Source organism: Pantoea sp. 18069, assembly GCF_902706035.1.
Taxonomy (GTDB): Bacteria; Pseudomonadota; Gammaproteobacteria; order Burkholderiales; family Burkholderiaceae_C; genus Comamonas.
Genome location: NZ_CACSJA010000019.1, coordinates 59,842 through 72,705 on the forward strand (window position 1 = coordinate 59,842; position 12,864 = coordinate 72,705).

Sequence of the window (12,864 nt, forward strand, 5' to 3'; positions counted from 1 at the left end):
GTCAGGCTTTGACGTACTTGAACGCCAATGGCTTGCCGGGCGTGGCCGGATCGGCGAAGTCCTCGGCGGGCATCTTGATGTACTCGAGCACTTCGAAGCCGACCGCGTTCTTCTTCGTGCCGCGCAGCCGGTACATCTGCAGCGGCTTCATCGCCTGGTGGTCTTCCTTGCGGAAGTAGCGCGTGCCGCAGACGGTCTCGAACTTGACCGACTCCAGCGCGTTGATCACCGCCTGGGTATCGGTCGAGCCCGCTTCCTGGATCGCCTTGGCATAGGCCATCACGGCCGCATGTCCTTCGCCGACCCAGCCATTGGCGTACTCGTCACCCTTGCTGCGCTTCTTGTATTCCTCGAACACCTTGTTGCTCATCGGCACATCGGTGAAAGCACCCGAATACCAGTGGGTGCCCACCCACATGTCCGGCAATTCGCTCTTCATGGCCTTGGCGACGATGAATTCGTTGGCCGAATCGGCGATCACCTTGGCCTTGTCGAAGAACCCGTAGGGCCTGGCTTGCTTGAACAGCGTGACGGCATCGCCGCCGTAGACCGAAACAAAGAAGCCTTCGGCCGGCAGCCCCATCGCCGCGCCGATCACATTGCGGTAGTCGGTCGCGCCGTACTGGGTCTTGATCGCCGGCGCAATCGTGGGCTGCTTCTTGCTGACCACCTCGTAGTACTCGCGCAGGCCTTCCTCGAAGCAGTTCCAGGTCGTGCGCCCGTATTCATGGTCAGGAATCAGTCCACCCCATGCCGTCACATTGCTGTATTTTTCCGCCAGCGCCTTGGACATGAAACGCAGCTTCATGTAGGGGTTATCGGTCACGCGGAAGTAATGGCGGTTGAAGTTTTCCTTGGTCAGCTTGTCCGAATGGGCCGCGCAGGTGATCAGCACGGCCTTTTCCTGCTCCAGCATCGCGGTCAGCGCCAACGCGACCGCGCTCGACACCACGCCCAGCTGCAGATTGACGCCGCTGCCCGCGAGTTCGCGCGCGGCCACGGTGGCGTCCGCGGGCTTGGCCTTGTCATCGCGCACCACCAGCTCGAGCTTGCGGCCGTTGACGCCGCCGGCCTGGTTGATCTGGTCGACGGCAATCTGGGCGCCGAGCAGCATGGGCTGGCCCAGCGGCGCCTGGGCGCCGGTGAGGGAAGAGATGAAGCCGAGCTTGATCAGCCCCTTGTCCTGGGCCTGCGCCATGCCGCCCAGCATCGTGCCCGATCCCGCCAGCGCCGCGCCGGCACCGGCCCACTTGACCCACTGTCTACGATTGACTTGCATATTTGTCTCCATCTGGTTAGCTTTTTTCTCTACACAAGTTGCCGGGTGCTCGCACACCCGCTCCGGTCACGCCGTGGCGATCTCCCCGGCGCCGCCGAATGCCGTCCAGCCGCCGTCGACGGGCAACACCACGCCCGTGACGAACGACGCCCAGTCCGAAGCCAGAAAGGCCGCGGCGTTGGCAATTTCCTGGGGCTGGCCCAGGCGCAGCATGGGCGTGCGCTGGGTCACGCGCTCATGGCTGAGCTTGCTGCGCTCGAACACCTGCTCGACCATGGGCGTGGCGATGTAGCCCGGCGCGATACAGTTCACACGCACACCGCTGCCGCCCCATTCGCAGGCCAGGTTCTTTGTCATCAGCGCCACGCCGGCCTTGGCCGCGCCATAGGCGTTGCGCCGCGGGAAACCACCCAGCGCCGTGACCGAGGCAATGGTGATGATCGAGCCGCCCTTGTGCGCCAGCATCGCCCGGCCAGCCTCGCGGCACGTGAGGTAGGTGCCGCGCAGGCTCACATCCATCACGCGCTGCCAGACGTCGATGTCCTGGTCGAGCGTCGAAATCATCTGGTCCGCAATGCCCGCGCAGCACATGACGACATCAAGCCGGCCTTCGGGCGCCGCACGCCGCACCATCTCCCCGACCTGCTGCGCATCGCAGACGTCGGTGCGCACATAGCTGTCCTCGAAGCCCGCGGGCGCCTTCTCGGCCAGATCGGCGACCAGCACGCGCGCGCCCAGTTGCTTGAAGCGCTGCGCCGCCGCCAGGCCGATGCCGCTGGCGCCCCCCGTGACCAATGCGGTCTTGCCAACCAGGGAAACTGTGTTGCTGGTGTTTGTCATTGCCGTTTCATCCACTTGTAGATGTTGTTGCGCTGGATGGCGGAAGATCCGCCGATGATGGGAAGGCCCAGGGCGTCGCGCACATAGCGCTCGACCGCGAACTCCTTGACATACCCATAGGCGCCAAAGATGGTCTGGCACTCGAGGGCGATGTATTTGCAGGCTTCCGTGGCAAACAGCTTGGCCATGGACGTCTCACCCGTGCAGGGCCTGCCATCGTTGGCCAGTTGCGCGGCGTGGTAGAGCACGAGGCGGGCCGCATGCAGCCGGGTCTTCATGTCGGCAAGCTTGTGCTGGATGGACTGGTAGCTGCCTATGGTCTTGCCGAACTGGCGGCGTTCGCCCGCATAGCTCCAGGCGTCCTCGAGCGCCGCGCGGGCGACGCCCAGCGCCATCGCCGCGACCTCGAGCTTCTCGACATCCAGCCCCGGCCCGACCACCATCGGCCAGGCCTGGTTCCACGCCTGCTCGCCGCCCACGATGGCCGTCAGCGGCAACTCCACGTTGTCGAAGCGCACATCCGTCGTGGGAAAGCCCTTGAGTCCCAGACCGTTGATGCCTTCGATATGCACGCCGGGATGGTTCGGCGGGATCAGCAGCAGCGTCAGGTTCCGGTAGCGCTCCTGCTCGGGGCCGGTGCGCACCAGCGTGTAGATGTAGTCGCTCTCGCCCGCCCCCGTGCAAAAGCGCTTGGCGCCGTTGACCACCACCGTGTCACCCACGCGCTGTGCCCGGGTGCGCATGCTGGCCAGGTCCGAGCCCGAGTCGGGTTCGGTCCAGCCGTAGGCAAAGATCATCCGGCCCTCGACGACGCGCGGCAAAATCTGCGCTTTTTGCGCCTCGGTGCCGCACTCGACGATGTTCATGCCCGCGTAGCAGGCGGCGTTGATGTAGGGAATCGCCAGAGCCAGACTGCGGCTCGCGAGTTCCTCTATCACCGCCATGGTCGCGACGATATCACGGCCCAGTCCACCGAAATCCTGGGGAATGGTGAGCCCGAGCACGCCCAGTTCGGCAAGCTTGAGAAACGTTTCCCGGGGAAAGTGATTGTCCCGGTCCCACTGCGCCGCCAGCGCGCGCGGCACCTCGTTGTCGAGGAAACGCACCAGCGTCTGGCGCAGGGCGAGAAGGTCTTCGGTGTCCTTCATGTACGGCTTTCGGCGCAGCTCATTCGCCGGTGAAGACCGGCGCGCGCTTTTCGCGGAACGCATTCACCGCTTCCTGGTGGTCCTTGGTCACATTCGACAGCGACTCGTAGGCCAGGCATGCATCCATGGCCGAATGCGCGATTTTCTTGAGTTCGATGTTGGTGGCCATCTTCGTCCAGCGGATGGACTTGATCGCGCCCTGGTTCAGGCGATCGGCGAAGGCATCCACCGCCGCATCGAGTTCCTCGGGCGCCAATGCATGGTTGATCAGCCCGATGCTCGCCGCCTTCTCGGCGCTCATCAGGTCGCCGGTCAGCAGGTACTCCTTGGCACGCGCATAGCCGATCAGTTGAGGCCAGATCACCGCCCCGCCATCGCCGGCGACAAAGCCCACGCTCACATGCGGATCGCCGATCTTGGCCTTGGCAGAAGCAAAGATCACGTCGCAGAACAGCGCAATGGTTGCGCCCAGGCCCGTCGCGTGGCCGTTGACCTTGGCAATCACCGGCTTCTCGCAGTCCAGCAGCGAATAAACGATCTGCTTGGCTTCGCGCGCGGTCTTCTCGAAACGGCTGGGCACGTCGATCGCGTCCTGCATCCATTCGATGTCCCCGCCCGCACAGAAAGCGCGCCCTGCGCCCGTGACCACCACGACATCGGAGTGCGGGTCCTTGGAGCAGTCATGAAAGACCTGCGCGAGCTCTTCGTGCATCAGTTCGTTGACGGCGTTGAGCACCTCGGGACGGTTGAACGTCACGTACAGCACGCGCTCGCGACGATGGAACTGGATGGTCTTGTACTCTTCGAAATGCATGGTGTTCTCCGTTGAAAGGCAGGCGGGTCAGAGGCCGGCGTTGGTCCACTTGTAGATGTTGTTGCGCTGGATGGCAGACGAGCCGCCCATGATGGGAATCAGCAGCGCGTCGCGCACATAGCGCTCGGTATCGACTTCCTTCACATAGCCATAGGCACCAAAAATGGTCTGGCACTCGAGGGCGATGTTCTTCGCGGCCTCGGCCGCGAACAGCTTGGTCATCGAGGTTTCCACCGCGCAGCGCTCGTGCCGCGTGGCCATCTCCGAAGCGTGGTAGAGCATCAGCTTGGACGCATGCAGCTGGGTCTTCATGTCGGCCAGCTTGTGCTGTATGGACTGGTAATGGGCAATCGGCTTGCCGAACTGCTGGCGTTCGTGCGCATAGGTCCAGGCGTCCTCGAAGGCGCCTGTCGCGACGCCTACGGCCACGGCCGCGACTTCGAGCTTTTCCACATCGAGCCCCGCGCCGACCAGCATCTCCCAGCCGCGGTTCCAGCCGGCTTCGCCGCCGAAAATATGGGCTGCGGGAATCTCGACGTTGTCGAGCACGACATCGGTCGTGGCCGCGCCCTTCATGCCCATGCTGTTGATGCGCGTGATGGTCACGCCCGGCGCGTCCTTAGGAATCAGCACCATCGACAGGTTCCTGTAGCGCTCGCCTTCGGGGCCGCTGCGCACCAGCGCAAAGATGAAATCGCAGATTTCGGCGCCCGAGCAAAAGCGCTTGGAGCCGTTGACCACGACCTTGTCGCCCACGCGCTCGGCCCGCGTCTTGACGCTCGCCAGGTCGGCACCTACGTCGGGCTCGGTCCAGCCATAGGCGAACATCAGCGAGCCATCGACGACCCGCGGCAGCAACTCGCGCTTTTGCGCTTCGGAACCGAACTCCGCGAGGTTCATGCCCGCATAGCAGGCCGACATGATGAAAGGCACGGCCACGGCCAACGAACGGCGCGACAGCTCCTCGATCACGACCATGGTCGAGACGATGTCGCGGCCGGCTCCGCCGTACTCCTCGGGCACGGTCAAGGCCATGACGCCCAGTGCCGCGAGCCGCTCGAACACGTCGCGCGGAAACACATTCTCTGCGTCCCAGCGCTGCGCCGCTTCACGCGGCATTTCCTTTTCGACAAACCGGCGCAGCATGTCTCGCAGCTGCGTCGTTTCAGGCGTATTGGCGTAATCCACTGGATCTCCCACATTTTTTGCACGTGGGTCCAGATTAGGACTCAATGAATAATGAGTCAATATTCATTGATGAGTTATCAATCATATTCAGGGTAAACACCCAAGAACATCGGGTTTCCGACAGACGAAAAAAACCGCCTTCGCGCTGACCTCGACAGGGGTCACGCGACGGCGGCTGAACAGGGGTGACAGGGGCAAGGCCCTGCACAGGATGTCCGGCGGGCCAGGAAAACAGACCCTGCGCTGGCGGTCAGCACAGGGGGGCGCCAGGCCAGACAGGCGCTCCCACCGTGGGAGCAGCCGGTGCCTTATCGGCTCAGTTTCTTCTCGATCGTGGCGCCCGCCTTCTCTTGCTTCTTGCGGCGATTGAACACCTGGCGCATGTAGCGGATGTCGCTGCCGGACAGGTGCTTTTGCGCCGCGACGAACTGTTCCTGCTCTTCCTCGCGGATATGGTGCAGGTATTCGTCGCGCAGCTTGGCGAAACGCCGCAGCCAGCCTGGCGAAGCCATGTCGCGCGCAGCCAGATCGGCCATCATCTTGTCCATCTCCTTGTGCTCGCCGACCGCGTGGCGCGCGTCTTCGGTGGTCTCGGGGTTGCGCATGACGCTGGACCACAAGGCCTGCTCCTCGGCCGCCGCATGGCCCTTGATTTCCTTGACCAGCTCGACGAACAGGCGCTCGCGCTCCGGTGAATGGCCATGCGTGGCACTGAGCATGGCGAGCAGCGCGCGGTGGTGGTCATGGTCTTCGACAAGCCGCCCGAAGATGTCGGCGTCGCCGCGAAAACGCGTTGCCGGCGTGCTGCCGATATTCGCGGGCACGTTCACGGCGATCGCCTTGGCCTTGGCGATCGCAGCGCGCCTGGCCTGCATGGGCGCAATCGTCCTGGTGGTCTTTACCTCGCTGGCGGTTCTGTTCATCGCGGGCCTCAAGTGGTGGGTGGCTGGTATTTGTTCATCCACCCTCACCATTGGGCAAAGCCGCACAACGCCGTGTAAGCCAAAGGCGCATTGCGCCCTCATCCTCCAGCCTGATCCTCGCCCACAAAGCAGGGGCAGGAAATCCTTCAGCGAAAGAAGCCTGGATGAGCGTCGTTTGCTCCCTTTTTCTTACACACGATACAAGAACACTGCACCAAGAATGGGACTTTGCAACTTCCAGGAAGGCTCTCCATGACGGCATCCACATACGCCCAGTCCGATCCCAATGCGCCTTCCGCCCTCCCCCGGGCCATTGAGGGGGCTGGAGTTTCCTGGGCCGCAATCTTCGCGGGCGCGCTCGCGGCGGCTGCCCTGTCCCTTTTGCTCTTCATTCTCGGCATAGGCCTGGGTCTTTCGTCGATCTCTGTCTGGTCGGGCCGCGGCGTCGAAGGTGAAACCTTTGGCTGGACGGCAGTCGCCTGGTTTGCGTTCACCCAGCTCGCGTCCGCAGGCGTCGGCGGCTACATTGCGGGCCGCCTGCGCACGCGCTGGCTTGGCGTGCAGGTCGACGAAGTCTATTTTCGCGACACCGCCCATGGCTTCCTGGCCTGGTCGCTCGCGACACTGATGATGGTCGCCCTGATGGGCTCGGTCGCGGGCAGCGCGATTTCCGGTACCGCCAAGGCCGCGGGCGCCGTCGCATCGAGCGCCGCGACGGTTGTCGGCGGCGGCGTGAGTGCCATGGGCCAGGCAGCGCTAGCAGTCGGCGCGGCCGAAGCGTCCGAAGGCAGCAACGGCAGCCAGGGCGCTTCTGCCAACCGCTTCGGCTATTGGGTCGACAGCCTGTTCCGCCCTGCCGAGGCGGCAGATGCTTCGACGGCCGCCGCGCCGCAAGGCCAGCGCTCGCCCGCCGATGTGGCCAAGGAAGTGACGGGCATCTACGCCCACGCACTGCAAACCGGCACACTGCCTGAGGAGGATGCCCGCTACGTCGCGCAACTGATCGCCGAACGCACGGGCCTGACCCAGGCCCAGGCCCAGGAGCGCGTGCAGAAGTCCTTCGAGCAGACAAAGCAGCAGATCGAACAGGCCAAGGCCAAGCTCCAGGAAGCCGAAGACAGTGCCAAGCAAGCCGCCGAGACCGCCCGCAAGGCGGCGGCGCACTCGCTGCTGTGGCTGTTCGTTGCGCTGCTGGTCGGTGCCTTCGTCGCAAGCCTGAGCGCGACCTGGGGTGGCCGCCAACGCGACGCCTACTGAACTGTTTTGCCCACCACCGGCCGAAGACGGCTGGCCCACCCACTTGAAGGACTACCTTATGCGCTCCATTCTCCTGCTCCTGCTGGGCATTCCCATTCCCATCATCATCCTGATTGCGCTGCTCACCTGACACGCGCCTGATCCACCCAAGCCCGCCTCGTGCGGGCTTTTCTTCGTGCGCAAGTACCGCCGGCTATCGTGACATCAACGTGGCCTGGCCCGTGGAGTGCGCTGCGCCGCAGCCAGCAGGTGCTGCACCAGTTGCTGCGCCGGGGCCGGCAGCGCCTCGAGATCGCGCACGCACAGCACCAGATTTCTCGCGGCCCAGGCATCCGTCAAGGCAATGCGCTTGACCTTCGCCGCGCGCGCACTGCGCGCCGCCACCGCTTGCGGAACAATGCCCACGCCAATGCCCTCGCCCACCATGCGGCACACGGACTCGAAGCTGCGCAGCCGTATGCGATAGCTCAGCCGCTTGCCCAGCCGGCGCGCATGCTGCGTGATATGCGCCTGCAGCGCGCTGCCGTCGACCAGGCCGACAAACGCCATATCCACGACTTCGGACAAACCGATGGCCGTGCGTTGTGCCAGCGCATGCGCGCGCGGCACGACCAGCACCAGCGGGTCGGCGCGGAAAGCGAACGTTTCCAGACCGGCAAGGTCCACCGAGTCGGAAACCATGCCGATGTCGCAGACCGCGTTGCGCAGCGCATCGACAATCTCGCCGCTGGGCCGCTCCTCGAGATCAACGCTGATGCCTGGATGCCGGGCGAGAAAACTGCCCAGCACCTGCGGCAGATGCTCGCTCAACGCCGAGGTATTGCACAGCAGGCGCACATGGCCCTTGAGCCCCCCACCATATTCGGCGAGTTCGCCCTGCAGGCGGTCCATCTGCTGCAGCACGAGGCGCGCATGGTGCACCAGCGTGCGCCCCGCAGGCGTGACCTGCACGCCGCGGCGCGCGCGCAGCAGCAGCGCCACGCCCAGCGCATCTTCCATGCCGCGGATGCGCTCGCTCGCCGAAGCCAGCGTCATATGGCTGCGCCCGGCGCCGCCCGTGATCGTCCCCGCCTCGTGGACGTTCAGGAACAGCCGCAGATCGGTCAGGTCAAGGCGCATGGGCGCCAAGGTACCACAGCCAGGCTCAGGAAACGCCTGAGGCTGGCTACGCAAGTTCCGCATTTCGCACCGCCCCGGTCGTCCCCAGAATCGCGGCATGACTTTGCCCCCATCCCTTGCTCTTTCCGATGCCGTCGGGCCGCTGCTGGTCACGCTGGTATTCGTGCTCGCCGGCCTCGTCAAGGGCGTGGTCGGCCTGGGGCTGCCCACCATCGCCATGGCGCTGCTCGCGCTGCTGATGACGCCCGCCCAGGCCGCGGCCCTGCTGATCGTGCCATCGCTGGTCACCAATGTCTGGCAGATCAGGCCCTGGTCGGCGCTAGTGCCCCTGCTGCGGCGCCTGGCGCCCATGCAAGTCGGCGTGTGCCTGGGAACGCTGGCCGGTGCCTGGGCACTCGGCGCGCCCGCGGGCGCCTGGGCCACGGCCTGCCTGGGCGTGGCGCTGATCGGCTACGCGGCCTGGGGCCTCATGGGCGCGCGGCTGTGCGTTCGCCCATCGAGCGAACCATGGCTGGGCCCGCTGATCGGCGCAGCGACGGGCCTCGTGACCGCGGCCACGGGCGTGTTCGTGATTCCCGCCGTGCCCTATCTGCAGGCCCTGGGTCTGCAGCGCGATGGGTTGATACAGGCCATGGGCATTTCGTTCACGGTCTCCACCGCGGCACTCGCGGCAGGGCTTTACTTCAACGCGCAGTATTCCAGCGCCAGCCTGGGAGCCTCGGCATTGTTGCTGCTGCCCGCGCTCGCGGGCATGGCGGCGGGGCAGTATTTGCGCCACAGGCTTTCTCCCGTTCTGTTCAGGAAAATCTTTCTGGCCAGCCTGATCGTGCTGGGCATGCATATGGTGGCCAAGGAGATGCTGGCGCTTTGAGGCGCATGGGGCCCAGTGGCCGGCCGCATACCACTCAGATCAGTGGGTGGTCACGATGCCGAAACGGGTGGTCACGTTGCGCCGAAATACCCAGCAGGGGCCCCATCGAAGTCAGGGCCGCACCAGATGCTCGACCAATGCACGCGCAACCGGTGGCAAGGCTTCCAACGAGCGCATGCACAGCACCAACTGGCGCTGTGCCCACGGCTCGTTCAAACGCACAGCGGTGATGGCCAGCGTGCCCGCATACAAGGCCGCGCTCTGGCGCGGCAGCACGCCCACGCCCAGGCCGGCGGCGACCATCAGGCACATGGCGTCGTAACTGGTCACCTGGATGCGCAGGCGCAACGGCATTTCCAGCTGGGCGGCGCTGCGCGTCAGCATGGCGTTGATCGCGCTGCCGGGGTGCGCACCCACAAAGTCATAGGCGAGCGCCTGCTGCATCTCCACCTGGTCCAGCTGCGTGAGCGGGTGGCCATGCGGGGCAATCAGGATCAGCTCGTCCTGGCGGTAAGGCAGGTAGGACAGATCCCCCCCATAGCGGCCGGCATTCAGGATGCCGAAGTCGGCCGTGTTCTGCGCGACAGCCAGTGCAATCTCGCTGCTGATTTTTTCCTGCAGATGCACCTGCACCTCGGGGTGCTGCGTCATGAAGCCCTGCAACTGCGCCGGCAGGAACTGCGTGATCGCCGAGATGTTGGCCACCATGCGCACATGGCCGCGCATGCCGCTGCCGTACTCGCGCATTTGCCGCGCAATGCCGTCGATTTCGCCGAGCACGCTGCGCGCCAGGCCCAGCAAGGTGTAGGCCGCCGGCGTGGGCGCAATGCCGCGGTTGCTGCGCTCGAACAATTGCACCTTGAGCTGGACCTCGAGCTCGGCAAGGCGGCGGCTGGCGGCGGAAGTGGCGATGTTTTCACGCAGCGCGGCGCGCGCGATCGCCTGCTCTTCCATGACGGCAACGAACAGGCGCAAAGAGAGGGGGTCCAATCGCATGCCCGCATTTTGCTTTGCCAAAACGGCAAGGCTACGTAATCTTCAACAACTTTTCCAAGGGTAAATACTGATTTTTTACTTGGCCATGCCAAAACGCGATGGCATGGACGCAAAAAAGCGTTTTACGCCACGCCCACTCTTTTGCATCATGGCCGGCATCACGCTGCGATATCTGAGCGGCAAAGAGAGAACAAACGAATGCAGGAAACTCTGGAACACATGCCGGCCCTGGACGCTGGCGCACTCACGGGCGTACGCGTGATCGAGATGGGGCAACTCATCGCCGGCCCTTTTGCGGGCAAGACCCTGGGTGAATTCGGCGCCGATGTCATCAAGATCGAAGCGCCCGGCATGGGCGACCCCTTGCGCAACTGGCGCATGATCAAGGACGGCACTTCGGTATGGTGGCAGGTGCAGTCGCGCAACAAGAAATCGGTGGCGCTCGATCTGCGCAAGCCCCAGGGCCAGGACCTGGCGCGCCAGCTGCTCAAGGAAGCCGACGTGCTGATCGAGAACTTCCGGCCCGGCACGCTCGAAGGCTGGGGCATGTCGCCCGAGGAGCTGCATGCGATCAACCCCGGTCTGATCATCCTGCGCATCTCCGGCTACGGCCAGACCGGCCCCTACCGCGATCTGCCCGGCTTTGGCGTCGTAGGCGAGGCCATGGGCGGGCTGCGCCATCTCACGGGCGAGCCCGGACGCGTGCCGGTGCGCGTGGGCGTGTCGATTGGCGACACGCTCGCGGCGCTGCACGGCACCATCGGCGTGCTCACGGCGCTCTATCACCGCAAGGCCCATGGCGGCAAGGGCCAGGTGATCGATGTCGCGCTGCACGAAGCGGTGTTCAACGTCATGGAAAGCCTGGTGCCCGAATACAGCGCGTTTGGCGCGGTGCGCGAAGCCGCGGGCAGCGCCTTGCCGGGCATTGCGCCGTCGAACGCCTACCCCTGCGCCGACGGCTGGGTGCTGGTCGCGGGCAATGGCGACAGCATCTTCAAGCGCCTGATGCAGACCATAGGGCGTGAAGACCTGGCCAATGCGCCTGACTTCGCGAGCAACGCCGGCCGCGTGGCGCGCGTGCAGGAAATCGATGCCGCGATTGCCGCGTGGACGCAGGCCCGCAGCATCAACGAAGTGCTCGAGCAACTGGGCGCGGCGCGCGTGCCCGCGGGCCGCGTCTACACCGCGAAAGACATTTGCGAAGACCCCCACTACCGTGCGCGCGACATGATCCTGCAGCAGCAAACGCGCGATGGCTACAGCGTCGAAGTGCCCGGCATCGTGCCCAAGCTGTCGGCGACGCCGGGCACGGTGCGCTCCAGCGCGCCCAGGCTCGGTGACGACACCGACGCGGTGCTCGCCGGCATGGGCCTGGGCCCCGCGCAGATTGCCGCGCTGCGCGAACAGGGAGTGATCCAGTGAGCGCCCCCAAGGTCTGGCACGGCGCGGGCCGGCGCATCTACATCCAGGAAGTGGGCCCGCGCGATGGCCTGCAAATGGAAAAAGTGTTTGTGCCCACGGCGCAGAAGATCGCCATGGTCGACGCGCTGTCGGCAGCCGGCATGGCCAAGGTGGAAGTGACGGCCTTCGTCTCGCCCAAGGCCATTCCCGCGCTCGCGGATGCCGAGCAGGTGCTGCGCGGCATAGCGCGCCCACCGGGCACCGTGATGACCTGCCTGGTGCCCAACGTCAAGGGTGCCGAGCGTGCCATGGGCGCGGGCGCGGACGAGCTGAACCTGGTGATGTCGGTCAGCGAAACGCATAACCTCGGCAACCTGCGCATGCTGCGAGTGCAGTCGTTTGCCGGCTTGCAGGAAGTGATTGCGGTTGCACAACAGGGCCAGGTGGCCGTCAATGTCTCGCTGTCGTGCAGCTTCGGCTGCCCCATGGAAGGCGATGTGCCTGAGCAGGTCGTGCTCGACTGGGCGCAGCGCTTCATCGATCTGGGCGTGCAGGGCATCACCTTGTGCGACACCACGGGCATGGCCCATCCGGCGCAGGTGCATGCGCTGGTGACCGCGTTCAAGACCCGCTGGCCGCGGACCACGTTGACCCTGCATTTCCACGACACGCGCGCCATGGCGCTGGCCAATGTGCTTGCGGCCATAGACGCTGGCGCGGACCGCTTCGATGCGTCGGTGGGCGGCATGGGCGGCTGCCCCTACGCGCCCGGCGCAAGCGGCAATGCCTGCACCGAGGAACTGGTGCACGCGCTGCAGCTCATGGGCTATGACACCGGCGTGGATCTGGCGGCACTGACGCAGGTGGCGGCTGCCTTGCCGGCGCAGATCGGCCACGATATTCCAAGTGCGATCGTGAAAGCGGGACCGGTACACCAGTTGCACCCCGCTCCCGCATCGCTGCAAGAAGTTCGCGCACGCGCGCAGGAGCGGCTGCAGGCCGCGGAACCAGGGCTTTGAAGCCCGCAT

12 protein-coding genes are annotated in these 12,864 nt (G+C 65.1%); 4 read left to right on the forward strand and 8 right to left on the reverse strand.

The features are described from left to right. Window position 1 precedes the first annotated feature (1 nt). From GVL12_RS15700 to GVL12_RS15725, 6 genes are all read right to left on the reverse strand, one after another. Entirely contained in the window at window positions 2-1,279 is a 1,278-nt protein-coding gene (locus GVL12_RS15700; RefSeq protein WP_159915676.1) for an ABC transporter substrate-binding protein, read from the reverse strand. A gap of 66 nt (window positions 1,280-1,345) precedes the next feature. Then, window positions 1,346-2,119, reverse strand: a complete 774-nt coding sequence (locus tag GVL12_RS15705) for an SDR family NAD(P)-dependent oxidoreductase (RefSeq protein ID WP_159915678.1) — start codon at window positions 2,117-2,119, stop codon at window positions 1,346-1,348. Next, window positions 2,116-3,267: an acyl-CoA dehydrogenase family protein gene (locus tag GVL12_RS15710; RefSeq protein WP_159915680.1), complete on the reverse strand. Its 1,152-nt coding sequence runs from the start codon at window positions 3,265-3,267 to the stop codon at window positions 2,116-2,118. The genes GVL12_RS15705 and GVL12_RS15710 overlap by 4 nt, the downstream gene beginning before the upstream one ends. Before the next feature lie 19 nt (window positions 3,268-3,286). Further along, complete coding sequence (locus tag GVL12_RS15715) at window positions 3,287-4,081, reverse strand: enoyl-CoA hydratase/isomerase family protein (protein ID WP_159915682.1); 795 nt, start codon at window positions 4,079-4,081, stop codon at window positions 3,287-3,289. Between the two features lie 27 nt (window positions 4,082-4,108). Next, on the reverse strand, window positions 4,109-5,269 hold the full coding sequence (locus tag GVL12_RS15720; protein WP_200843799.1) for an acyl-CoA dehydrogenase family protein: 1,161 nt from the start codon (window positions 5,267-5,269) through the stop codon (window positions 4,109-4,111). Window positions 5,270-5,577: 308 nt separating this feature from the next. Beyond that, window positions 5,578-6,192: a hemerythrin domain-containing protein gene (locus tag GVL12_RS15725; RefSeq protein ID WP_200843800.1), complete on the reverse strand. Its 615-nt coding sequence runs from the start codon at window positions 6,190-6,192 to the stop codon at window positions 5,578-5,580. A 252-nt stretch (window positions 6,193-6,444) separates the two neighbouring features. Between GVL12_RS15725 and GVL12_RS15730 the strand changes: the two genes are divergently transcribed. Beyond that, window positions 6,445-7,449 (forward strand): hypothetical protein, encoded by a 1,005-nt coding sequence (locus GVL12_RS15730; RefSeq protein WP_159915684.1) that lies wholly within the window; start codon window positions 6,445-6,447, stop codon window positions 7,447-7,449. Between the two features lie 204 nt (window positions 7,450-7,653). On the opposite strand, the gene GVL12_RS15735 is transcribed toward GVL12_RS15730, so the two are convergent. After that, window positions 7,654-8,568, reverse strand: coding sequence for a LysR substrate-binding domain-containing protein (locus tag GVL12_RS15735; RefSeq protein WP_159915686.1), 915 nt, complete (start codon window positions 8,566-8,568; stop codon window positions 7,654-7,656). 97 nt (window positions 8,569-8,665) lie between these two features. Between GVL12_RS15735 and GVL12_RS15740 the strand changes: the two genes are divergently transcribed. Next, the gene (locus GVL12_RS15740; RefSeq protein WP_159915688.1) at window positions 8,666-9,439 is read left to right on the forward strand and encodes a sulfite exporter TauE/SafE family protein; all 774 of its coding nucleotides are present in this window, start codon (window positions 8,666-8,668) and stop codon (window positions 9,437-9,439) included. A gap of 111 nt (window positions 9,440-9,550) precedes the next feature. On the opposite strand, the gene GVL12_RS15745 is transcribed toward GVL12_RS15740, so the two are convergent. Beyond that, complete coding sequence (locus tag GVL12_RS15745; protein WP_159915690.1) at window positions 9,551-10,435, reverse strand: LysR family transcriptional regulator; 885 nt, start codon at window positions 10,433-10,435, stop codon at window positions 9,551-9,553. 198 nt (window positions 10,436-10,633) lie between these two features. Between GVL12_RS15745 and GVL12_RS15750 the strand changes: the two genes are divergently transcribed. Both GVL12_RS15750 and GVL12_RS15755 read left to right on the forward strand, forming a co-directional pair. After that, a complete protein-coding gene (locus GVL12_RS15750; RefSeq protein ID WP_159915692.1) occupies window positions 10,634-11,857 on the forward strand; it encodes a CaiB/BaiF CoA-transferase family protein in 1,224 nt (407 codons plus the stop codon). Continuing rightward, the gene (locus tag GVL12_RS15755) at window positions 11,854-12,855 is read left to right on the forward strand and encodes a hydroxymethylglutaryl-CoA lyase (RefSeq protein WP_159915694.1); all 1,002 of its coding nucleotides are present in this window, start codon (window positions 11,854-11,856) and stop codon (window positions 12,853-12,855) included. Before GVL12_RS15750 ends, GVL12_RS15755 begins: the two co-directional genes overlap by 4 nt. The last annotated feature ends 9 nt before the right edge of the window (window positions 12,856-12,864 follow it).